Origin of the sequence: Paenibacillus taichungensis, from assembly GCF_050994985.1 — a bacterium.
Classification (GTDB): Bacteria; Bacillota; Bacilli; order Paenibacillales; family Paenibacillaceae; genus Paenibacillus; species Paenibacillus taichungensis.
The window spans coordinates 1,700,415-1,722,442 of sequence record NZ_CP194720.1; the positions used below are offsets into that span (position 1 = coordinate 1,700,415).

At 44.2% G+C, this 22,028-nt stretch carries 22 protein-coding genes; 13 read left to right on the plus strand and 9 right to left on the minus strand.

The annotated features are described in order from the left end of the window. Positions 1-39: 39 nt before the first annotated feature. The 8 genes from ACR1R9_RS07865 to ACR1R9_RS07900 all read left to right on the plus strand — a co-directional run bounded on the left by ACR1R9_RS07865 (position 40) and on the right by ACR1R9_RS07900 (position 8,918). Positions 40-567: a GNAT family N-acetyltransferase gene (locus ACR1R9_RS07865; RefSeq protein ID WP_433921398.1), complete on the plus strand. Its 528-nt coding sequence runs from the start codon at positions 40-42 to the stop codon at positions 565-567. Positions 568-718: 151 nt separating this feature from the next. Beyond that, positions 719-1,807 (plus strand): acyltransferase, encoded by a 1,089-nt coding sequence (locus tag ACR1R9_RS07870; protein WP_433921397.1) that lies wholly within the window; start codon positions 719-721, stop codon positions 1,805-1,807. 179 nt (positions 1,808-1,986) lie between these two features. Further along, positions 1,987-2,547, plus strand: coding sequence for an AAA family ATPase (locus ACR1R9_RS07875; protein ID WP_433921396.1), 561 nt, complete (start codon positions 1,987-1,989; stop codon positions 2,545-2,547). 21 nt (positions 2,548-2,568) lie between these two features. Next, a complete protein-coding gene (locus ACR1R9_RS07880; RefSeq protein ID WP_433921395.1) occupies positions 2,569-2,874 on the plus strand; it encodes a hypothetical protein in 306 nt (101 codons plus the stop codon). A gap of 741 nt (positions 2,875-3,615) precedes the next feature. Beyond that, positions 3,616-4,455, plus strand: coding sequence for a BglG family transcription antiterminator LicT (gene licT / locus ACR1R9_RS07885; protein WP_063563219.1), 840 nt, complete (start codon positions 3,616-3,618; stop codon positions 4,453-4,455). 366 nt (positions 4,456-4,821) lie between these two features. Then, positions 4,822-6,732: a beta-glucoside-specific PTS transporter subunit IIABC gene (locus tag ACR1R9_RS07890; protein WP_175382410.1), complete on the plus strand. Its 1,911-nt coding sequence runs from the start codon at positions 4,822-4,824 to the stop codon at positions 6,730-6,732. Between the two features lie 34 nt (positions 6,733-6,766). Beyond that, positions 6,767-8,209 carry a 6-phospho-beta-glucosidase gene (locus ACR1R9_RS07895; protein ID WP_433921394.1) on the plus strand — a complete coding sequence of 481 codons (1,443 nt, stop codon included), beginning with the start codon at positions 6,767-6,769 and terminating at the stop codon, positions 8,207-8,209. Between the two features lie 310 nt (positions 8,210-8,519). Beyond that, entirely contained in the window at positions 8,520-8,918 is a 399-nt protein-coding gene (locus ACR1R9_RS07900; protein WP_076289050.1) for a RidA family protein, read from the plus strand. Positions 8,919-9,038: 120 nt separating this feature from the next. On the opposite strand, the gene ACR1R9_RS07905 is transcribed toward ACR1R9_RS07900, so the two are convergent. Next, positions 9,039-10,199 carry a S8 family peptidase gene (locus ACR1R9_RS07905; protein ID WP_433921393.1) on the minus strand — a complete coding sequence of 387 codons (1,161 nt, stop codon included), beginning with the start codon at positions 10,197-10,199 and terminating at the stop codon, positions 9,039-9,041. Positions 10,200-10,409: 210 nt separating this feature from the next. Here ACR1R9_RS07905 and ACR1R9_RS07910 point away from each other — a divergent pair, with 210 nt between their 5' ends. From ACR1R9_RS07910 to ACR1R9_RS07925, 4 genes are all read left to right on the plus strand, one after another. Then, positions 10,410-10,940, plus strand: coding sequence for a GNAT family N-acetyltransferase (locus ACR1R9_RS07910; protein WP_343054870.1), 531 nt, complete (start codon positions 10,410-10,412; stop codon positions 10,938-10,940). A 183-nt stretch (positions 10,941-11,123) separates the two neighbouring features. Then, positions 11,124-11,984 (plus strand): Cof-type HAD-IIB family hydrolase, encoded by an 861-nt coding sequence (locus ACR1R9_RS07915; RefSeq protein WP_433921392.1) that lies wholly within the window; start codon positions 11,124-11,126, stop codon positions 11,982-11,984. 31 nt (positions 11,985-12,015) lie between these two features. Next, positions 12,016-12,276 carry a hypothetical protein gene (locus ACR1R9_RS07920; protein ID WP_083678887.1) on the plus strand — a complete coding sequence of 87 codons (261 nt, stop codon included), beginning with the start codon at positions 12,016-12,018 and terminating at the stop codon, positions 12,274-12,276. Positions 12,277-12,385: 109 nt separating this feature from the next. Beyond that, the gene (locus tag ACR1R9_RS07925) at positions 12,386-12,568 is read left to right on the plus strand and encodes a YjfB family protein (RefSeq protein WP_113052174.1); all 183 of its coding nucleotides are present in this window, start codon (positions 12,386-12,388) and stop codon (positions 12,566-12,568) included. 102 nt (positions 12,569-12,670) lie between these two features. Here ACR1R9_RS07925 and ACR1R9_RS07930 read toward each other — a convergent pair whose 3' ends face one another. From ACR1R9_RS07930 to ACR1R9_RS07955, 6 genes are all read right to left on the minus strand, one after another. Beyond that, positions 12,671-13,408 (minus strand): HAD family hydrolase, encoded by a 738-nt coding sequence (locus ACR1R9_RS07930; protein ID WP_076289053.1) that lies wholly within the window; start codon positions 13,406-13,408, stop codon positions 12,671-12,673. A 71-nt stretch (positions 13,409-13,479) separates the two neighbouring features. After that, on the minus strand, positions 13,480-14,529 hold the full coding sequence (locus ACR1R9_RS07935; RefSeq protein ID WP_076289054.1) for a zinc-dependent alcohol dehydrogenase: 1,050 nt from the start codon (positions 14,527-14,529) through the stop codon (positions 13,480-13,482). Between the two features lie 276 nt (positions 14,530-14,805). Further along, positions 14,806-16,044 carry an aspartate aminotransferase family protein gene (locus tag ACR1R9_RS07940; protein WP_433921391.1) on the minus strand — a complete coding sequence of 413 codons (1,239 nt, stop codon included), beginning with the start codon at positions 16,042-16,044 and terminating at the stop codon, positions 14,806-14,808. 90 nt (positions 16,045-16,134) lie between these two features. Continuing rightward, entirely contained in the window at positions 16,135-17,343 is a 1,209-nt protein-coding gene (locus ACR1R9_RS07945) for an MFS transporter (RefSeq protein ID WP_433921390.1), read from the minus strand. Between the two features lie 263 nt (positions 17,344-17,606). Further along, the gene (locus ACR1R9_RS07950) at positions 17,607-18,239 is read right to left on the minus strand and encodes a hypothetical protein (protein ID WP_433921389.1); all 633 of its coding nucleotides are present in this window, start codon (positions 18,237-18,239) and stop codon (positions 17,607-17,609) included. Positions 18,240-18,310: 71 nt separating this feature from the next. Further along, positions 18,311-19,180 carry a hypothetical protein gene (locus ACR1R9_RS07955; RefSeq protein WP_433921388.1) on the minus strand — a complete coding sequence of 290 codons (870 nt, stop codon included), beginning with the start codon at positions 19,178-19,180 and terminating at the stop codon, positions 18,311-18,313. Positions 19,181-19,395: 215 nt separating this feature from the next. On the opposite strand from ACR1R9_RS07955, the gene ACR1R9_RS07960 reads away from it, so the two are divergent. After that, entirely contained in the window at positions 19,396-20,088 is a 693-nt protein-coding gene (locus ACR1R9_RS07960) for a pseudouridine synthase (RefSeq protein ID WP_076289059.1), read from the plus strand. Positions 20,089-20,186: 98 nt separating this feature from the next. Here ACR1R9_RS07960 and ACR1R9_RS07965 read toward each other — a convergent pair whose 3' ends face one another. Next, on the minus strand, positions 20,187-21,110 hold the full coding sequence (locus tag ACR1R9_RS07965) for a DMT family transporter (protein ID WP_433921387.1): 924 nt from the start codon (positions 21,108-21,110) through the stop codon (positions 20,187-20,189). Beyond that, the gene (locus tag ACR1R9_RS07970) at positions 21,107-21,958 is read right to left on the minus strand and encodes an AraC family ligand binding domain-containing protein (protein WP_433921386.1); all 852 of its coding nucleotides are present in this window, start codon (positions 21,956-21,958) and stop codon (positions 21,107-21,109) included. Before ACR1R9_RS07970 ends, ACR1R9_RS07965 begins: the two co-directional genes overlap by 4 nt. Between the last annotated feature and the right edge of the window lie 70 nt (positions 21,959-22,028).

Consider the following 22,028-nt stretch of genomic DNA (forward strand, 5'->3'; position numbering starts at 1 on the left):
TATGGCAATATCAATATGAGTAAGGAGGACGTAATTAGAATGAGCAAAGAAAAAGTTAGATTGGTTAAACCTTCAGCGCAATATAAAGAAGCGTATGTAGCATTTTATGAAGACTGGGTTGCAAGCGGAGAATCGATGGTGCCGTGGGTCATTTCGAAAGAACCCTATCCTTTTGAAGAGATGTTAGCTTTTTTGGAACGTAGCGAACAAGGCATCGATATCCCTGAAGGCTGGGTCAGGGACAGTACATACTGGCTTGTGACGGAGAGTGATCGAGTTGTTGGAGCCGTAAACATACGACATGAATTGAATGAGAAGCTGTTCCATAGCGGAGGGCATATTGGTTATGGTGTTCGTCCAGGTGAGCGACAGAATGGATACGGTGCGGAGATCCTCAAGCTTTCCTTGGAAATTACCAAAAATCTCGGAATTACCAAAGTATTAGTCGTATGTGATGCGCATAATGAGGCATCCCGAAGAGTTATTCTTCGTAATGGGGGTATCCAAGATCAAGACTATGTAGAGCCTGACGGGAATATCGTTGAGCGGTTCTGGATAGGCAATTAGCTAATGTCGAATGATGCTGAATATTGTTGTAATTTAACAAAAATAATATAGATCATGATTGTAATACCCACGTCTGCTGATTAAAATAAAGGTTAGAATCTGGATTGCGGCCGGAAACTATCATCCTATCAGGCATAAGTGAGGTTTTATTATGAATCAACCGGTTAATCGGCCCCGGCGTATTGAGTATCTGGATCTCTATCGTGCTTTTGCAATTATGGCAGTGGTCGCCATTCATGCGACTTCAACAGCAGTTGCACATTATCCCAAGCACACGTTGGATCATAACTTTTATTATTTTTGGAACAGCTTTTTGCAATTCGCCGTACCTGCATTTTTGTTTCTGTCCTCATTGGTGTTGTTCTACAATTACAGCTCCAAGATAAAGGAACAGGGCTGGATGCCCGCTTTTTATAAAAAGCGATTATTTTATGTTTTTGTGCCTTATTTGGCCTGGTCACTCATTTATTTTATCGTCAAACAATGGCTAGCAGGCAAAGAGCCTCTGGCACATGTAAAGCAGTTCTCGGGGCAATTGTTAACCGGTACTGCACATACGCATTTATATTTTTTTCTGATTATTTTGCAATTTTATGTGGTTTTTCCACTGCTTCTTTCGTTAACACGTTATCGTGTATTTAATCGATATTTACCGCTGTTCTTTATTGCGGCGCAGGCTGTTTTCTACGCGCTACATTTGCAGTTTCATTTCTCACGGATGGGAAGTTTGCTGCCCAGTTACCTGATTGTTGTTGGATTCGGTGCCTGGATTGGGTTGAACTTCGATGCGGCATTGAAGAAATTGTTCTCGTACCGTTATGTGCTGATTGCTGCATTGTTGAGCGGAGGAGCAGTGTTTATTTACGGTAATACTTATATAAAAACGGCTTTCGCCACAACTCCGGCGCTAACCTATACGTTGCTATTTCTATTCCGTAATCTGTTTACCCTCTCGGCCTGCTTACTCTTGTTGATCCTATGTGAAAGGATGGGTGCATGGAAACAGAATGGATCTTATCGGACAACTCGTATTCTGAACTCTTTGGGTACGGTGGCGTTTGGTGTATTTTTAATACATCCGTTAGTGCTCTTGTTCTGGAGAAGAGAACTCACCGTGGAACTCGCCCCACACTTCAGTCTTGGCATTATGCTGTCTTATGTAGTGGCGATTTTGCTCTCATGGATTATTGCCATGGGACTCCGACGAATGAAGTGGGGATGGGTTCTGATCGGACGTTAACGTTGGGCAGACTATGAAACAATGGATATAAAGTAAAACCGAAGAAGAGATTTCAAGCCCTGAACATTCAGCGGATGGCTTGAAATCTCTTTTTTATTTATCCAATAGGCGTTATTATGGACTAATGTCCAGAAAATTCAAGTAATGGTATACATATCGCTGATGTCAGGAGTGATGGGATGAAGTTCATCATTATTTTTGGTCCACAGGCTGTGGGGAAAATGACGGTGGGTCAGGAATTGGAGAAGATCACCAATCTAAAATTGTTTCACAATCATATGACGATTGAACTGGTTTCACCTTATTTCAGTTATGGTACACCTCAAGGAAAGAGACTTGTTAATCTGTTCCGTCAGGAGATTTTTGAAGAAGTAGCGAAGAGTGAGCTGCCCGGTTTGATTTTTACATTTGTGTGGGCATTCGATATGAAAGAGGATTGGGAGTACATTCGCAAAGTCAGTGCGTTGTTTGAGTCCAGAGGTGCAGAGGTATGTTATGTTGAACTGGAGGCTGATCCGACGGAACGACTGGAGCGTAACAAGAGTCCACATCGGCTTCTGCACAAAGCAACGAAGCGTAATGTCGAATGGTCAGAGCAGGATCTGCTTTCGAGTATGGAGAAATATCGATTGAATTCCGAGCCTGGAGAAATTACGCATGAGCATTATATTCGGATTAATAACACTGACAAGAGCCCGAAAGACGTGGCACAGCTAATCCAAGAACGATTCAAACTGTAATTTAAAGTGGAGGGGAAAAGCATGTATATCATTTTGGCTTTAATAGTAGGATTTGTTCTGTGTCTTCTGATGCCATATGGTACGATTCTGGCAGGCGCGATTATATTTGCACTTGTTGCAGACAATTATCGTCAGACCATGAGTATGCGCGAGGATATTCGATCCATAAAGCATCATCTAGGATTGATGCACAAGGGCGAAGCGGAAGAGTACCAGATCGATAAACAGTTAACGGATATCGAACACTTGAATTCGGACCAGTTGAAGATCATTAATCGAAGAATCGAAGCAGAACTGGAGAAGGAAAGCAATAAGAATAAATCATGATCAAATGACTGCACGAAAATGAAGAAATAGAGTGCCAATGGATTCGAGATTTTATATCTTTATAAGGATTGGCAAGGTACGCCGTTGATTGATGAGAGTTATGAGATGATATTTACGTCTGCAAAAACGCGCGAAAAGCGTGACGAAATAAAAATAATTATTTTTTTGTATGCAATTTTTCATCATTCGGACACATTAAGTCCTTCACTACGGAGGGCTTTTTTGTTTATTTATGATCCGAATTCTACAGGAATTTAAAAAGAATATAATCAAAAGTATAGTAAATAAGTGCAAACACTTTTTGTCTGCAATGATATGGATGCACTCATGAATGTAATTATAAATTTCAGTTTATTAATGGTCGAAGTGGCAGGCGAGTAGTAGGCTTTCTGATACCGAGTGGATACAGACAGGTATTGAAATTCTGGATTTGGGGCTCTGGGCGCAAGTATAATTCCATGGATAAGTCGTCATGCTAAGGAAATGCTTATATTGGGAAGATTTATAGATACAGAATGATTACTTCCAAACAGAAAAAAATACAAAGCAAATATACAGTATCATTTATGCATTCAGGAAGTGATTTGTTAGGGATAAAACATCATCGATTTTTTTGTTGCACAATGTAGAAAAATGTAATACCATGAACGCAAATATAGTTAACATTGAAGTGAAATGGGCAAGGCCAGTGACCTCAAGGAAGGCACGGTTTGCCTTTTTCTGTATATTGGAGTGGATAAAGTGAAGATCGAGAAGGTGTTAAACAATAATGCTGTAGTTGCGATTAAAGACGAACGCGAAGTCATCGTTATTGGCCGGGGAATTGCTTTTCAGAAGAGAGCCGGCGATGAGGTGTCGGAGCAGCATATTGATAAGATATTTACTTTACAGAATGAAAATATTCAGGAAAATTTCAAGGCATTAATCGCGAGCATACCGTTGGAATACATGAAAGTGTCTGAAGAGATTATCGCCTATGCCAAGCTGAAGCTTGGGAAAAAGCTAAACGAGAGCATCTATCTGCATCTGACGGATCATATTCATTTTGCCATTGAACGTTATCGTAACAATCTGCCTATCCGTAATGGACTGCTGTGGGAGACCAAGCAGCTCTACAAAGACGAATATGAGGTAGGGCTGGAAGCGTTAAATATGATTTGTGATCAGTTTGGTGTACTTTTGCCTGAAGATGAGGCGGGGTTCATGGCACTTCATTTTGTAAATGCAGCACTTAACGAAGAGATGCCTAACATCCGAAGCATGACTCAGGTCATGCAGGAGATTTTGACGATCATCAAATATCATTTCAAAATGGACTTTGACGAGAACTCGTTGAATTATTATCGATTTGTGACTCATCTGAAGTTTTTCGCCCAACGGCTGGTAAAAGGCAAGCATTATAAGAGCAACAACGACGATGAGTTATTTGAGATGATTCAGAAAAAGTACCCTGAAGCGCACAAGTGCTCGGAGAAGATTAGAAAATTCATTGAAAATAACTACACGTATCAACTGACTAACGAAGAAATGATGTATTTAACCATTCATATTGAACGCGTAGTGCATGCCACTTCAGAGTAACGATATTACAAAATAAAGATTCTTAAAAAAACGCTTGCAAAAGGTTAGAAGTTATTATATTATGAATCCATAAAGTAAGCGCATACATCAATCGGATTGTAACTGTTCAATCAGGCAATTCCGATACTTCCGACCACTTTGGGTCCGTAAAGATGGGTTGCAACTTACTTTAAGATGAAGTTGTTAATGCTACAACTGAATATCGCTGTGTACAGCCTTACAGGGTTGCAACCGTTAAGGGCAAAACCTGAATTGCTGAATATCACGACTTGTTTCCGGATTTTCCGGTGCGTTGTGTATGTTCAGTAGTTCAGGTTTTCTTTGTTTCACAAGCATCGGGAGTCTACTTAGAGAGGGAGAATTACTATGAACTACGATCAACTGGCCAAAGACATCTTGTCTGGTGTAGGCGGAGCTAAAAACGTAAACAGTGTATTCCATTGCGTAACGAGATTACGCTTTAAACTTAAAGATGAAAGCGTTGCTAAAACGGAAGAGCTTAAAAATCTGCCAGGTGTCATTACCGTCATGCAGAGTGGTGGACAGTATCAGGTCGTAATCGGCAATGAAGTGCCGGATGTATATAAAGCTGTTGTAAAGGCAGGTAATCTGCCTGCTGAGGGACAGGTTCCTGAAGATCAGGATAGTTCTGGTAACAAGGGTAGTTTGTTCGGTCGTTTTATTGATATGATCTCTGGTGTCTTCACGCCGCTGCTTGGCTTACTGGCTGCAACAGGGATGATCAAAGGTTTTACAGCCATGTTTTTATCCTTCGGATGGATAGCGGACACATCAGGTACGTACCATCTGCTGAATGCAACGGGCGATTGTCTGTTCTACTTCTTCCCGGTATTCCTTGGTTATACGGCCATCAAAAAATTTGGCGGTTCACCGTTCCTCGGTATGGCGATCGGAGCTACACTCGTATATCCTACGCTGTCCGGTTTGACTGCGGGTGATCCACTGTATACGTTGTTTGCAGGTACATTATTTGAATCACCAATTCACATTACGTTCTTGGGCATTCCTGTAATCCTGATGAATTATTCATCATCGGTTATTCCGATCATTATCGCTACATTCTTTGCAGTGAAAATAGAGAAATTCTTCAAAAATGTTATTCCTAAAGTGGTTAGTACGTTCCTGGTTCCATTCTTCACACTGCTGGTTATCGTTCCTGCAACATTCCTTGTAATTGGTCCAATATCCACATGGGCAGGTCAATTGATTGGTGCAGGAGCAACAGGCATCTATGAATTAAGCCCACTCGTTACAGGTTTGGTCATTGGTGGTTTGTGGCAAGTGTTTGTATTGTTTGGTCTTCACTGGGGACTCGTACCAGTTATGCTTCTTAACCTGAGTACGTCCGGAGCTGACCCAGTGGTTGCAATGTCTTTCGCTGCTTCCTTTGCCCAAATTGGTGCGGTACTTGCTGTTATGTTAAAAACCAAGAATGCCAAATTGAAATCATTAAGTATTCCAGCTTTCATCTCGGGGATCTTTGGTGTAACTGAGCCAGCCATCTATGGTGTGACACTTCCACTGAAAAAACCATTTATCATGAGTTGTATCGCAGGTGGTATTGGAGGCGGAATTCTAGGGTTATTCGGATCGAAAATGTACATGTTTGGCGGACTTGGCGTATTCGGCTATCCGACCTTCATCAACTCAAAAACAGGCGTTGATTCCGGATTCTACATGGCTCTTGTAGCTACAGCGGTTGCATTCATCCTTGGTTTTGTCCTTACGTATGTTGTTGGTTTCAAAGACAAGGCAGATGCAGTTCCAGCGCCAACACCTGTACTTGATCCAAACCCGAACAACAGATATGAAATTTTCAGCCCAATGGCTGGTGAAGTGGTTGAACTGAAAGAGATCAATGATGTTACCTTTGCAGGAGAGCATATGGGTAAAGGGATTGCGATTCGTCCAACCAGTGGCAGAGTCGTATCTCCAATCACGGGTGTCGTACAAACGGTATATCGCACCAAACATGCCATTGGACTTGTCACTGATGAGGGTGTTGAGATGCTGATTCATATCGGACAGGATACGGTGCAATTGAAAGGTCAGCATTTCACAGCTCATGTAAAAGATGGCGACCGCGTTAATGTGGGCGATCTGATCATGGAATTTGATCTGCAAGCGATCAAGGATGCCGGATATGAGACAGTTACACCGATTATTATTACGAACACGTCCAATTATCTGGATGTAGTAGGCACGAAGGATGCATCTGTGAAAGAGAAAGACAAATTGCTCACAGTGCTCGGTTAAGTGAACGTTCATTATGGATAGGAGGTAGACGTGAATGTATGAAAAATTAACAGCCTTCCCGGAGAAATTTCTCTGGGGAGGAGCAACGGCAGCGAACCAGCTTGAGGGAGCTTATCTTGAAGGTGGCAAAGGGTTAACTACGGTTGACCTGATTCCCACGGGGGCTAATCGCTTCCCTATTGCTTTGGGAAATCTCGATTCATATGAGCCCAAAGATGGAGAGTTTTATCCTTCGCATGAAGCGATTGATTTTTATCATCGATACAAAGAAGATATCGCACTATTTGCGGAAATGGGATTCAAGTGCTTGAGGCTCTCTGTAGCCTGGGCGCGGATTTTCCCTAATGGCGATGACGCTGAGCCGAACGAGGCGGGATTGCAGTTTTACGATGATGTCTTCGACGAATTGTTGAAATATAATATTGAGCCTGTGGTCACAATCTGTCACTTTGATGTCCCTGTACATCTGGTCGAAACGTATGGCGGATGGAAGAACCGTAAGATGATAGGTTTCTTTGAGACTTATGCAAAAACATTGTTCGATCGTTACAAGGACAAGGTCAAATATTGGATGACGTTTAATGAAATCAATATGCTGCTGCATCTTCCGTACATTGGAGCGGGTATTGTTCTTCAGGAAGGTGAGAATAAAGAGCAGGTTCTCTATCAGGCAGCGCATCATGAATTGGTTGCTAGTGCTTTGGCTGTGAAAGCCTGTCACGAGATCATTCCAGGTGCACAGATTGGTTGCATGCTGGCAGCAGGCATGGTTTATCCGTACACTTCCAATCCAGATGATGTATGGAAAGCCATGGAGCAGGATCGGGAGTCGTTCTTCTTTATCGATGTTCAGTCCAAAGGAGCGTATCCTGGGTATACGAAGCGTTTCTTCAGAGAACATGAGATCGTGATTAATATGCAGCCGGAAGATGCAGATATTCTCATGCAGAATACAGTTGACTATATCGGATTCAGTTATTACGCCAGCCGCTGTACAAGTACCGATCCGGAGATTTTGAAGGATTCGACCGAAGGCAATGTGTTTGGCTCAGTGAAGAATCCGTATCTTCAAGCTTCCGAATGGGGTTGGACGATTGATCCGAAAGGTCTTCGAATTACCTGTAACCAGCTGTATGACCGCTATGGCAAACCATTGTTTATTGTGGAAAATGGGCTTGGTGCAACGGATGTGTTGCTCGACAATGACACCGTTGAAGACGATTACCGTATTGATTATCTGAATCGTCATTTTGCCGAGATGGCTGAAGCCATTCAGGATGGGGTTGAGCTTCTGGGTTACACGAGCTGGGGACCGATTGATCTGGTCAGCGCAGGTACTGGGGAGATGAAGAAACGGTACGGTTACATTTATGTAGACCGGAACAATGACGGAAGCGGCACACTTCGCAGAGTGAAAAAGAAAAGTTTCCATTGGTACAAAGAGGTTATTGCCAATAATGGGGCGCAATATTTTTAACTCCAGGTGTAGTCCCTTACGTATACACAAAGAGCAGTCTCGTTGACACAGGATTGCTCTTTGCTTATGAAGGATGAATTTGACTCATGATTTGTTTCATATATAATGAAAAGATCAAGAGAATCTTGTCACTTAAGAAGGGAGGAGCATCCAATCATGAAGAAAAAATCACTTGCGTTTATATCTCCGGGATATGGATACTCCACTGCTGTCTTTTTCTAGAATCTATTCCAAGGGAGAAGTGTGCCCAAATGAGGAAGAAAACTAGGGAATATCGCAGAAAAATCTTAAGAATGACGAGGTAATCAACATGAAAACCGACAAAATTACTAGAAAAAATCCAGCTAATATGCCAGCTCCTGTAGGACAGTATACGCATATTACAAGAATTCCGAGGAATGCAGAGTTGTTCGTGACGTCGGGTCAGATTGGAGCAGATCGTAGTGGACACTTTCCAGACAGTCTAAATGAGCAAGTCACGAATACATTCAATAATATTAAAACAGTACTCGAATCCGAGCAGTTAGATGCTGAACATATTATCAAAGTTAACGTATGGGCGACGGAGAAAATCGATTGGGATTTCTTATACGCTGAGTGGGGACAATTATTCAGCCATGATTATCCTGCGATGACAATTGGATATATTACGGAGTTGGGTCTACCCGAAATTAAAATTGAAATCGAAATATGGGCAGCAAAAGTGTAGAACCAATAAAATTAATAAACCATGGAGCTTCGATAGAAGTCCCATGGTTTTTTTGATTTCTTTATTCGTGAGAAATGGAAGTGGCGATGATCCATGCCATTACGAGTGAATGTAATTGTGTTATGGCACTTGCAGACTCTGATAGGCATTCAGTCTCCCATACGTCCAGTACACACCAGAGCCGGATACGGGATCGGATGCGAAGCATAGGGCATCACGAATCTGCGCATTAGTTTTCCCGCGTGCAGCGAGTAATGCAGCCACTCCCGCTACATGGGGAGCCGCCATGGACGTTCCGCTTAGATAGGCATAGGAGCCACCCAGGTATGTGGACAGAATCGTATCACCTGGTGCAGCCATATCAACCCACGATCCATAGTTTGAAAAATTGGATTTGAGGTCGGAAGGATTGGTTGAAGCTACCGCAATGACGTTTGGATAAGAGGCAGGTACAATCGGATAGGAAGTATTATCATTACCTGCTGCCGCGATGATGACAGCACCCCGATCCCATGCATACTGCACAGCAGCCTGAAGAAAAGCTTCTCCCGTTGGCCCACCAAGACTCAGGTTAACGACTTGAATACCGTTGTTGGCAGCGTAAACAAGTCCGTTTCCGACGTTCCCCGTTGTACCTTGTCCATTGTTATCCAATACACGTAGCGGGACAATCGAAGCGAGCGGTGCCACACCAGCAATGCCAACTCCATTATTGGTTATAGAAGCTGCAATTCCAGCTACATGGGTGCCGTGCCCGTTTCCGTCTTCGGGAATATTATCATAATCAACGTAATCGTATCCGGGAAGGATCTTGCCAGCAAGCTCAGGGTGGTTTAACTGCACGCCAGTGTCAATGATCGCGATTTTGACCGAGCTGTTACTCTGGGAAATATCCCAGGCAGCGGGAGCATTGATTTTTGGCAGGTTATATTGGTAAGGGAAAAACGGGTCATTTGGCGTAAACGATGCCTGAAGGTAGTAGTTCGGTTCAACATGCTCGATGAGCACATGGTCCTTGTAGTGCTTTAACATACGCTGCATTTTCTTTCTTGATTCAATGCGATACCATCCCAGATCTTCATACGTTTCGGCTACGTTGCATTTTGCTTTTTTATGCAGAGTGTACATCTCTTCGGCTGTCGTACCTTCCTTGAACTTGATTAACAGCTGCTTGGGTGCGTGGGGATGAAACTTTTTGGTTGCAAGTTTATCTTCCACATAACGATAGATGAACCCAATTGCCAGCAGTGCTGCAGCAGAGATTCCAAGCGATAACCACATATGTTCTTCCCCCTCGAAGTTGATTGATGACACGCCTTATCGTATGCGATCCCTATCAAATCGCGCGGGCTTTCTTCTATTTTGGTTAGTCGTTTAGATAGATTGATAGGAAGAGCTTATTTCGGTAGAATTGTAAGCAGAGAGCGAACTTGCGGTTAGTTGGGTTCGTATACGGAGCTGAAAACGGGCTCGAATCTAAGGATAAGGAATGTGGATTTTGTGACACAGCTTCAGGCCGTACCGAAAGTGATAGCTATTCAAGAGCACCAAATCAATGATGCAATTGATTTTGCCATGCGTGTCCGCAAAGAAGTATTTCCAAAGCTGGATCATAAGGAGTTACCTGTAGATCTGGAGCAATTCAAAGAACATTATCTGGATTCAGCCGATGCTGTATTTCTGGTTGCTGTCACCGAAGAAGAAGAGATTGTGGGTTCCATTGGCATCCTGCCTTATGATGGGCGTATCGAAGTTGTGAAAGGACGATATCCTGAGCAGTCTGCCGCCGAAATTGTGAAATGTTATGTGGATCCTAAATATCGCAGATACGGTATTGGTTCACTCCTCGTAAGAGAACTGGAGAAAGTGGTGGCGGAGCTGCACTACACAACGTTGTATTTGCATACACATCGCTTTTTACCTGGAGCCGTGGATTTCTGGAAACGTCAGGGATATGTGGTTGTTGTGGAACAGGACGATGATTGGCAGACGGTGCATATGGACAAATTGGCAAGTAAATGACCATTTTAAATGCTAATTTGTGATAATACAGGCCCGAATTTGGGAGCAAGCAAGGGGATCAGCCTATGGAGATGTTTTTTCGACTCAGCCTCACAATTAGACTGGGGAAGTATAGTGAAATAGGTATCTGGAATAGAATGAATACTTTAACGCAGGCAAGATACATGATGGGGGCAAACGCAGATGAGTACAACGCATCGAAAAATTGTTTTTATAGATATTGATGGCACATTGGTAGATGATGACGGCAACATTCCGGTGTCCGCACAACAGGCGTGCAAACAGGCACGTGAAAATGGACATCTGCTCTATTTATGTACAGGACGATCCAAGGCGGAAATCTACGATTCTATATGGGAAGTAGGATTTGACGGTCTGATCGGTGCCGGCGGTGGCTATGTTGAGTTCGGTCAAGATGTGCTGTATCACAAAAGGGTAACGGCAGAAGATGTACGGCATATGGTCGATTTTTTCAATGAACACCAGATTGACTTCTACCTCGAATCTAATTCGGCCTTGTACGCCAGCTCCAATCTTCAATCTCATCTGGAACGTCGCATCTATGGTGATATAGAGAATGATCCCGATGCCAGAGCGAAAAAAGAACAAAAGCCACATCCGTTTATTGCTGGTCTGACGTATGGTGAAGCCGATTTATACAAGGACGACGTAAACAGAGTTTGTTTTCTGGAAAGCTCCACGATTCCGTTCGATCGAATCAAGCAGGAGTTTGAAGGCAAATTCGAAGTCATTCAGTGCACGGTACCTATCTTTGGTGAAGGAAGCGGTGAACTGATGATTCCGGGCATTCATAAAGCCATTGCTATTGCAGATTTATTGGAGCATCTGGGTATGTCACGTGAAGATACACTCGCCATTGGGGACGGCATGAATGATGCGGAGATGCTGGAGTATTGTGCTGTAGGGATTGCGATGGGTAATGCCAAGCCGGGTCTCAAAGCCATTGCAGATGATATAACTGGAACTATTGAAGAAGATGGCTTGTACCACAGTTTTGTGAAATATGGATTGATTGAGTCCTAATCAGTCTTAAACGAGTAAAGAGGTGAAACCAATGTCGGAAGGAATAAAAGTTGAGCTGGAAATTAGTGCTTTCGGTCAGGAAACAGTTCCATCGTATGATGATTCTTTTCGTAAACATGAGATCGCAAGAACTCGTATTTTACCTAAAGAAACAACATTAGCGCAACTGGAAGAGATGGTAAAGGAATTGATGGAAGAGATCAAAGGGGATTTTCAGCAACCGGAACAGTTATTAGCCAAAGTCACCCTGAGAGCCAAGGAAACAGATGGGGTATTGAAATACTTGGGTTAGGGCGAATGTTAAGCTTTTGAACATGAAGGAGAGAATTACATATTTCCTCCCATCTGACCGATATAAAATAGGTATGCCTATTGACCAGAAAACGAAAGGAGTGCAGAACATGGATATTGCAGCATTATCAATGGCTATGAGTCAAGTCTCAGTGTCACAGTCGGCGAGCTTGCAAGTCATGTCCATGTCGAAAGACATGGCAGAGCAGCAAGGTCAGCAACTAACAGAAATGTTAAAGTCGGTTCCGGCTCCTCATCCCAATCTGGGTGGAAGTCTGGATATTTCGGTCTAGACGATATTCGAGTTTGTGTTATCGCGTTAAATTTGCAGCAAGCAAAACCCAAATAGCTCCAATTCCAAGGAATTGAAGCCATTTGGGTTGTTTTTTTTCGTGTTAGTTTATTTCCGACAAGCTTGGCGATCGGCCTTCCAACGGAAGTGTATCTTTCAGCGTCCATAACTCATCGTAACTGGAAATCTGAAAATCGGCTTTGGATAAGTCCTGGTCACCTGATCCCGGATTGCGGTATCCGATGCAGCGCATACCTGCACTTTTGGCGGCCTGAACACCATTGCGCGAATCCTCAATGACAAGACAGTTCGATGGGGATGCTCCAATCATCTCGGCTGTAGTCAGGAATATATCCGGAGCCGGTTTGCCATTCGTGACTTCCTCACCTGTCATTCGGACCTCGAAGTATTTTCCAAGTCCGGTCTTGTCCATGATCAGATCGATCAGTGCACGTGGAGATGAAGAAGCAACGGCTATCGGAATGTGCTGCTCATGCAGCCAGCTTAACCAGCGTTCTACGGAAGGCATGGCTGTCAGCTTCGGGTGAGCCAGCATCGTCTGCATCACATTATGTTGATGGTATGCGAGGGCTTCTTCCACGGTAGCTGTTAACTGGTGCTTGTCCAAAACTTGCCGCCACATCGATTCCAGCGTGACTCCAACATAGGTGTGATGTTCTTCCTCCGTCATTTTTGCGCCAAAATGGGCAAAAGAGCTGCGTTCAATCTCGAAATAAATCGGTTCGCTGTCAATCAGTACGCCATCCATGTCAAAAATGACCGCCTGAATGCTGTCATTCTTTGACTCTCCCAGCCCGTCAAACTCCTTGTTTGCTACCATGTTGTATTCCTCCTCCAGGATTCTGTAAGCAATTATCTCTAATTTATCTCAATCATGATTAACTTGCTACATTAGATACTGGAACCGCTGGATTGCAGCACCACTTTGATGGCATGTGAAGAAGCTTGAAGTGTACGCCCCTGAATATCGCAGCCAAGCGTGCGGAATGCCTCTTCGTAATCCTCCAACGGGAACGAGTGGGTGATAATTTTTTTCGCCGGGATAATCTGTTGCTCTATCATGTAGTGTGCTGTTGCGAAAGTTCCCAGGGAGTCGATGGAGCCAATGATTTTTAGACTGCGGTCCACAACTTCCTTGGGATTGAACGATGTGTTACCATCTCTCAGACCGACCAGCATGAGATAACCGCCGCTGGCGAGTTGCGAAAGCACTTGTGTACCCACGACGCCTGTCGTATCCACAATCATATCAACCTGATTGGTTGTGGGTGCCAGTGATTCTATCGCATTTTCAAAGGATGAATGAACCTCCCAACGGTCCGGTGCAATCGAACCTGCAATAGCCAGGCGTTCTTCCGAGATATCGACGAGACAGCCAGTGACGCCTTTGGAAGCGAGGGCATAGCTGTATAGAATACCAATCGGCCCTGCGCCGAGGATAATTGTTCTGAAATTCGGCAGCAGCTGGATCTGATTAATGCCTGTAAGCATGCAGCTCAGCGGTTCAGTCAAGGTAGCTTCCTCATAGCTCACATGGTCCTTCAATTTATACAAAAAGCGGTCCTCTGTTACATAATAATCCGTAAATGTACCATCAGCACTCACACCGGTCTCTGTAACCGACTTATGTGTACAGTGATTTTGTCTGCCTGTTCTGCACATGTCGCATTGCCCGCAATAATAGGTAGGATCGATGACAACCCGGTCTCCCGGTTGCAGTGTTGTTACAGCTGTGCCCACAGCAATGACTTCCCCGGCAGACTCGTGACCAAGTATGACGGAAGGAACCGCATGATATTTACCGCTGACAATACCGAGGTCGGTACCGCATACACCCGTTGCCCGGATTCGAACCAACACCTGATTATCTCTCGCGATTTCCGGAACAGGCCGTTCCTCAAGCGCTACATCCCAAGCCGATTTGTATACCAATGCTAACATGTTAAAACCTCCTTATAATAATATGAAATGTAACTATACGATTCATTTTAAAAACAGTTTCTGACAAGATACGAAAGTAGTGAAGGGGACGAAATCGATTCTGAAGAAGCGGAGCGTTCGCCTAAAAGCTTTCTGGAAGAAAGCTGCTTCGGAAGCATATGCTATCAACGGATTTTTCCCTCGGAAAAGGGAAATCAAATAAAATCCGGGGATAACAGCGATCAGAAGAACGATCTTAACCGAAACGACCACTTCGAGCAATGGCATTGAAATGTTTTAATGGACGCTGGCAAGCACCGAATCGAGTCGCTCTACAATTTCAACCAACTCATCTTCTGTTGTGGTAAGCGATGGTCTGACCTTTACTACGTTCCCGAAGCCGTAACGTGATCCTCTTAAAATCAGATGCTCATCCGTGAAGGCACGGTCGATAATGGCATTGGTTTTATCCGTATCCGGTTCATTATTGTCACCCACCATTTCCAATCCCCACATCAGCCCGACTCCGCGAGCTTCACCGATGCTTGGATATTTAATGGCCAAATCTTGCAGTAATCCGCCTAAAATTTCACCTTTGCGTTTCACGTCATCGAGGAATCCAGGTTCGGATACAACCTCCAGGGTAGATTTGGCAGCCGTTACGGAGATCAGATTGCTTCCAGAGGTGAAGGAATGTTCATGCTTTTCCAGTACATTCAATCGGGACTGCATCAATACCGCAGCAACAGGTACACCGATTCCGCCGAGACCTTTGGCAAGGGTAATCATGTCAGGTTGAATATCGAATAGTTCGCTGGCGAACATGTACCCGGTGCGTCCGATTCCCGTCTGTACTTCGTCGGCAATGAGAATGATATTGTACTCATCACACAGTTTACGCAGGCGCTTGAAATAACCTGCAGGAGGAATGATATTGCCGCCATTGCCGAGAATCGGTTCAATAATCATGCAGGCGACTGAGCCGGAGCTCGCATATTCTATAGCATCGGAGATAGCTTCAACGCATTGATATCCGCAGTCTCCGCTTGAAGATTTGAATGGGCAACGATAGCAGTATGGTGCAGGCACATGAACGGAGTTGGGAACAGCCGAATTTGGAAACCGTTTCCGCCGGAAGGCATTTCCCGAAATCCCTGTTGCAAACTGGGTCTGACCATGATGGGATAGGTACAGGCTGATAATGTCTGTGGATTGCGTGTATTTCTGTGCGATTTTGGTGGCACATTCATTGGCGGTTGAGCCTGTAATATCTCGCATCCAACCCGCATTAATATCGTTTGGAGCATATTCAATCAGATGATCGAGCACTTCATCCACATACGGTTCTGTGAAGGAGGAAGACATATGCGTCAGATTGCCGACTTGTTCCTGAATTTTGCTCACGACATGCGGGTGATTGTAGCCCAGTGACAGATTGAATGTACCGGATACGCCATCCAGATATTCAACGCCTTCATCGTCAATCAACTTAATCCCTTGTCCGGTTCTGAAACGGTTTTTGGTTAAGGTTTGCATATGATTCCCTCCATAAATGTAATGTTCTAGCCTGAACGAAGATCAACAATTCTGGTTTACGCAGGCATCACCCCTCTCAAGAAGCAACGTTTAAATCTCTTTACTTTGATGTGCGAGAGTTCCACTTGCGGTGCTGTTCCTTAAGTTCCAGAGATGAGAGAGAACGAGAGTGAGGAGTAGAATCAGACAAAATCCGGCCAAAATCCAGATCGTGTTTACTACAGGCCACGAACTCATGCTCCATCCGGTTACATACTGCAGGATGGCGCCACCGATACCGCCTGAGGCAATCAGGATGCTGGTTGTGCGCTCAGTCATGCCGGGAATCAGAATGTTGGCATAGACCAGTGCGATACAGAACAGTCCTGACATGAACAATCCGGTTCCGAAGATTAGCAGGTATGTTGCCCATTGGCCTGTTACGAACACCATGGCAACGGCGAACAGAAGTGTACCTACCGTACTCCAGATCAGGAAAGGCATGTAGTTGACGGCTTCAGCAATTTTCCCGGAAAAAAGACGACCGATAATCATGGCAATCCATAGAATGGATACGCTGAGTGAAGCGACAGATTCCTGTAACTGCAATCGTTCGACCAGAATGGAAGGCAAGAAGTTCATTAGGCCTAACTCCAGACCCATGTAAACGAAGAAAAAGACAACTAAGATTGTGAGCAGCCCCAGATGTTTTCTGGAATACTGGGATCTGCCCGTTGCATGTCCAACGGTATTTTCACCAGCTTGTTTCAGATAAGAAGCGGCGGAGGTGGGCATGGTCACCCATAACAGCATGAGAATAAGGGATAACGCGGAAACGGTATAAAACGTAAGATGCCAAAGATCCAGCCAAATGTATAAGGCAGCGACTGCCGGAATGAGAAGTGCTCCAAGGGCAAAATACACATCAAGCTTGGACATTGCTACTGCTTTCTGATTTTCCGTAAATTCTATCGTAAACGCACCAACGGAGGGTTCAATGATGCCAGACCCAAACCCGACAATAATGGTTAAAAGAAGAACAACTGTCCAGGATGGCAAGAATCCGAGAACGGCATAGGCAGTAACGATACAGATCAGGGCGATGGTTAACATGGATTTTCTGCCGATGCGAGCAGTCATGGAAGGAGCAACGAGCACCCCGACAAGAAAACCGAGGAACTGCAAAAACAACAAAAACCCGCCATCACTATAACCACGCTCATAATGTGTCAATAAGACGGGTAGAAGTGCACCAAGTACAACGCTGGTTATGCCGATTAATAGATAAAACCCGCAGCTTAAAGCGAAAATTCTTCTCATGTGTTGCCCTCCCTGAGATGGATATAAATTTTATATTATGTAAATAATGTTTCTTTCGTATATAACTTATACCATAATTATGCAATTGTACATGCTTTTTATTGTAAAATAATGTTAACTTTTGGCGAATGAATGATCTTTCTCACACAATGTTCAACCTAAAACGATTTCGTGTCGAAGCAAAAAAAGTTTCCTTGTCTGTAATTGACAGGAAACTTTTTGATGATCAGATCCTTATGAATAAACTTAAGCTATCGTCCCCACTAGGCAGTCTGCACAAAGAAAATTCCTTCCAAGGGTGCCTGAGCAGACGCAGAACCAGTTCGTAATAACAAATATCCGTTTGCATCGGAAAGTCCCAGTATATCCTGATAGGGATCAGGGAAATCCCCGGAATAAATCTGACAAACGAATTGATAGTCCTCTAACAAATGGCTAATTCCGTTCACACCGTTTGGTAGCATGGAAGAGAAAAATGAAAAGGCAGGGAAATCCTGTTCCTCTATCTCTATTTCCGTCAATCCTACTCCGCATAAAGGAATGGATTGAATGGGACATACGGAAGTTAGTGGCTCTGAAGATACGGATACATATGTACATCCAGCGAGAATATTCTCCTTCCATTCCAGCTCATCCCCCGTATAGGTTACCTGATCCAAAAAGTAATCCGAAGCGGAATAGGTGGAGAAGACCGAAATATACTTCCCAGGGGGCAACGAAGGGACATGCAGCTGTTGTAAAAGTGTATTGCAATCAATGGAGAACAGATGCAACAAGGGCTGACTCTCCTGATTAAGCGGCCAATCTGTAACATATGCGATTTCTCCGCCAATCCATATACCAGTATTTTGGTTCAGATGATCAGGGTCAATTGAAAGTTGGTTAACTTTGTACATGGTAAACTCCTCTTGTATCTGGATTAAGCTGTTATGCAAACAATAATTATTAAATATGACAGGCTGACCGTTCAGTCTTTGACTTGAATCGCGTGTCCAAACAGCTTGCGTGCTTTGTCCCAATCGACGCCTAGTTTACCTTGCCAGCCCGCCCAAGGCATCTCCATATCAGAGCGGCCTTTGGTATTGTTAAGCAGCAATCCCCCATTCAGGATATGCTCGTTGTTGGTCCAATGGTCTGCACTGAGGGAGAGAACTTGATTAGGCAGCACACCTACTCTGGACAGCGCTTGAAGGATACTTCTGCGAATTCCTGCGTGTCCTTTGACCAATTTCTCCGCAGTGAGTCGTTTCTCAAATTTTCCCGTAGACTCTTCATCGTCAGCCTGATCCAGCATATAAAGCAGTTGATTGAATATGTTGATATCCTCGGGAGTCGGTTTAATAGGTTCCTTCTCAAGTAAGTTGATGAATTCTGTTAGATCGGCGTATGCACCTACGCTTGACCCACTGTAATCATAACCCTGGTGAAGGGCATAACGGATATTGGATAGATTTTCCCAGCCCTCATCGCTATGACTGAAACCGCAAACTCGGCAAGCGAGGAACTGTTCAGTTTCCTCATAAGCATGCATCTGCGAGTGAATCATCATATGGTAGCTTGCGAGCGTAGATATGCCTCGTGGATAACTGCCCCCGACACCTGCAATAAATGCTTGGGTAATCGTCGACCAGGAAAGAAGTTCATGCTGTTGGAAAGCGATTAGTTGTTGAAGGATATCATCATGGTGGATCAGTTCGAGATCATTAGCCACCCAGCCCTGTGCAGTCAGTAGCTCCTGTTCTGCTGCAGTTAGTGTATCCGTTTGATAGATCATTACTTCTCGTGCTCTGTCATAATCACCATTGGCGTGTAAATATAACTTTTTAAGCACTCTCATACACTTTTTGTCCATGGTTAACTCCTTTTCTCAGTTTAATTTGGGTTTCCTATGTACCTCCGTATAACAATTCATTTGCTTCGTTTCATTATAAGTGAGATGATGTGGGATGAAAATCAGTACAAGGTACTACCCTATTGAACGAAGCCGATGAACTGACAACATAAGCTCGCTAATGAACAAGTGGCAATATTACAGATGAGAAGTGGTGGAGCATGCGAATTAACAAATACATAAGTGAAACGGGATATTGCTCCCGCAGGGAAACGAACCGTTTAATTGCAGCTGGGCGTATCACGATTAATGGTAAAGTGTGTGAAAAAGGTGCGGACGTGGAGCCTGAGGATATCGTGCTCATTGATGGACAGGAGATTCCTTTCAATGATCGCGAGCCTGTTTACCTTGCTCTGAATAAACCCATCGGCATTGTCTGCACCGCAGCAGAACAGGTGGAGGGAAACATCATTCAGTATGTGAATTATCCCTCGCGTATCTTTGCGATTGGCAGGCTGGATAAGGCATCTGAGGGTTTGATTTTTCTGACCAATGACGGAGATATTGTGAACAAGATGATGCGTTCGGAGCATAATCACGACAAGGAATACGTAGTGACCGTTGACAAACCAGTGACAGACGAATTCGTTCGAGCGATGTCGCAGGGGGTTGAGATTATGAATGTGGTGACGAAGCCGTGTGAGGTATATAAGCATAGTGAGAACGTATTTCGTATCATTTTGACTCAAGGGCTTAATCTGCAAATTCGCAGAATGTGTAAAGCCCTGGGTTACAGAGTGCTCAAGCTGGAGCGCATCCGAATTATGAATGTTACGCTGGATGGACTGGAACGTGGACAATGGAGACATCTGGAGAAACAGGAGTTGGAGAAACTTCTATCCATGTTGAATTAGAGAAAGGCATCGAAGCAATGTCCTTGGCAAAATGAAGAGAGGCACTAATCCGTCAGGATTAATGCCTCTTTTTTGAGTTATGGTAGACGGACCTTGCACTATTGAAGTTTCGGCAACGTACTACCGTAGTCTTTTCTTTGTACTTTTTTCTCTGAAATGAATGATCCGACCAACGTTAACAGAGCCCCGAGCAGCGTTATCCAGGTAATCCGCTCATGTAGAATCAGTGCAGAAGCGACGACAGTAATGACAGGCACCAAATAAATGTACACACTTGTTTTGACGGCTCCCAGAAGACTCACTGCCCGGTTCCAGGTTACAAAACATAAGGCAGAGGCACCCAGCCCGAGAAAGAGAAGGTTTGAGAGGTTGGCCATGTTGGCGAAGCGCCCAAGATTGAAATGGAATTCGAATAGGAACAAAGCCGGAAGCATGAATAATAGTCCATAAAAGAATACTTTGCGTGTAGCACCGATAGTGTGATAGGGAAGTTCACCTATTTTGCGCATGAGTACAGAGTAGACCGCCCATACAGCAGGTGCCACGAAAGCGAGCAGATCCCCCAGCGGATTCAGTTGCAGAATGAAACTGCCATTGAATCCAATCAGGATAATGCCAGTCAAGGCAATGGCGAAGCCCACGATAAACCGCTTGTGCAATCTCTCTCCGTCCAGAAAGAAATGTGCAAGGACTGCGGTAAAGAACGGGGCAATTGAAACAATGACACCTACATTGGAAGCGAGGGTATACACCAGTGCAATATTTTCAATGAGAAAATATAACGTAACCCCGCATAATCCAGCACCGATAAACAGCATTTCTTCTCGAATTGAGGTAATTCTCATCAACCGCGGATAGATCAGGAAGAGCACCACATAGCCTATCACGAAACGGAAAAACAGAATCTCCACCGGGGTGAATTCGATCAACAGCACCTTGGTGGAGATAAACGTTGTTCCCCAGATCAGGATCGTAAGTAAGGCCAGCTGATGTCCAGTGGAGATTTGGTTCTGACTTGTCATGACTGATCATCCGCTATACGCTTTGAATCCACTTCATGGTTGAAGATGCGTCTATATTGCTTGGGCGTCAAGCCAATTAGCTTTTTGAAAAAATTCGTAAAGTGACTCTGGTCACTGAAACCTGTCTGCGCGGCGACCTCGATTGAGAGCTGGCCTTGTTCCAATAGCCGTTTGGCCTGATTGATGCGAATCGTTTCTAGGTAGCGGTAGGGAGATATCCCTTTTTGATGAGTAAATAAACGCAACAGATGGTACTTGCTCAGCCCTGTTAACTCGACTAACTGGTTCAGCGTAATGCTCTCCATATAATGTGTCTCTATGTACTCGCATATGCGTCTAATCTCGATGGTGACGTCCTGGGCGGAAATAGGCGGTTCGGCATCCGCATATTCTCTCATCAGCTGTTCCAGCAGAAAGAGCAGCAGCTCTTCTTTGTGAAAGTCAGCTTGCTCTTCCAAAATCATCTGATGCAGCTCATACAAAGAAGTAACATGTTCGCTCTGATAGAGTACAGGGGAAGTAAACCGTGGCAAGTAATCTTGTCCGGTAATTTCCTGTACATATTGGCGCATGACCTCAGGTTGAATGTTGATGCAACGATAATCCAGGGTTCTGCCGTCCACCTGTTCGCAGGCATGGGGATCATGCGGATTAAAAATAATCACGTCTCCAGTGTTCAGCATATATTCTTCGTTATTACATATAAGATGGCGCTTGCCTTGCTCAATAAATCCAATGACGTAGTAGTCATGAAAATGATTGGGGAATTTCTGCATAATGCCTTCGAATTGATAGGCTTCGAGTTGTAGATCGGTATCGAATACGACGGTTCGCACTTCACGAGTCACCTGCTGCACCTTCTTTCTGATAAGTTAAATGTCATTATAATATGAAAAGAAGGGACTTTCTTGGATGATA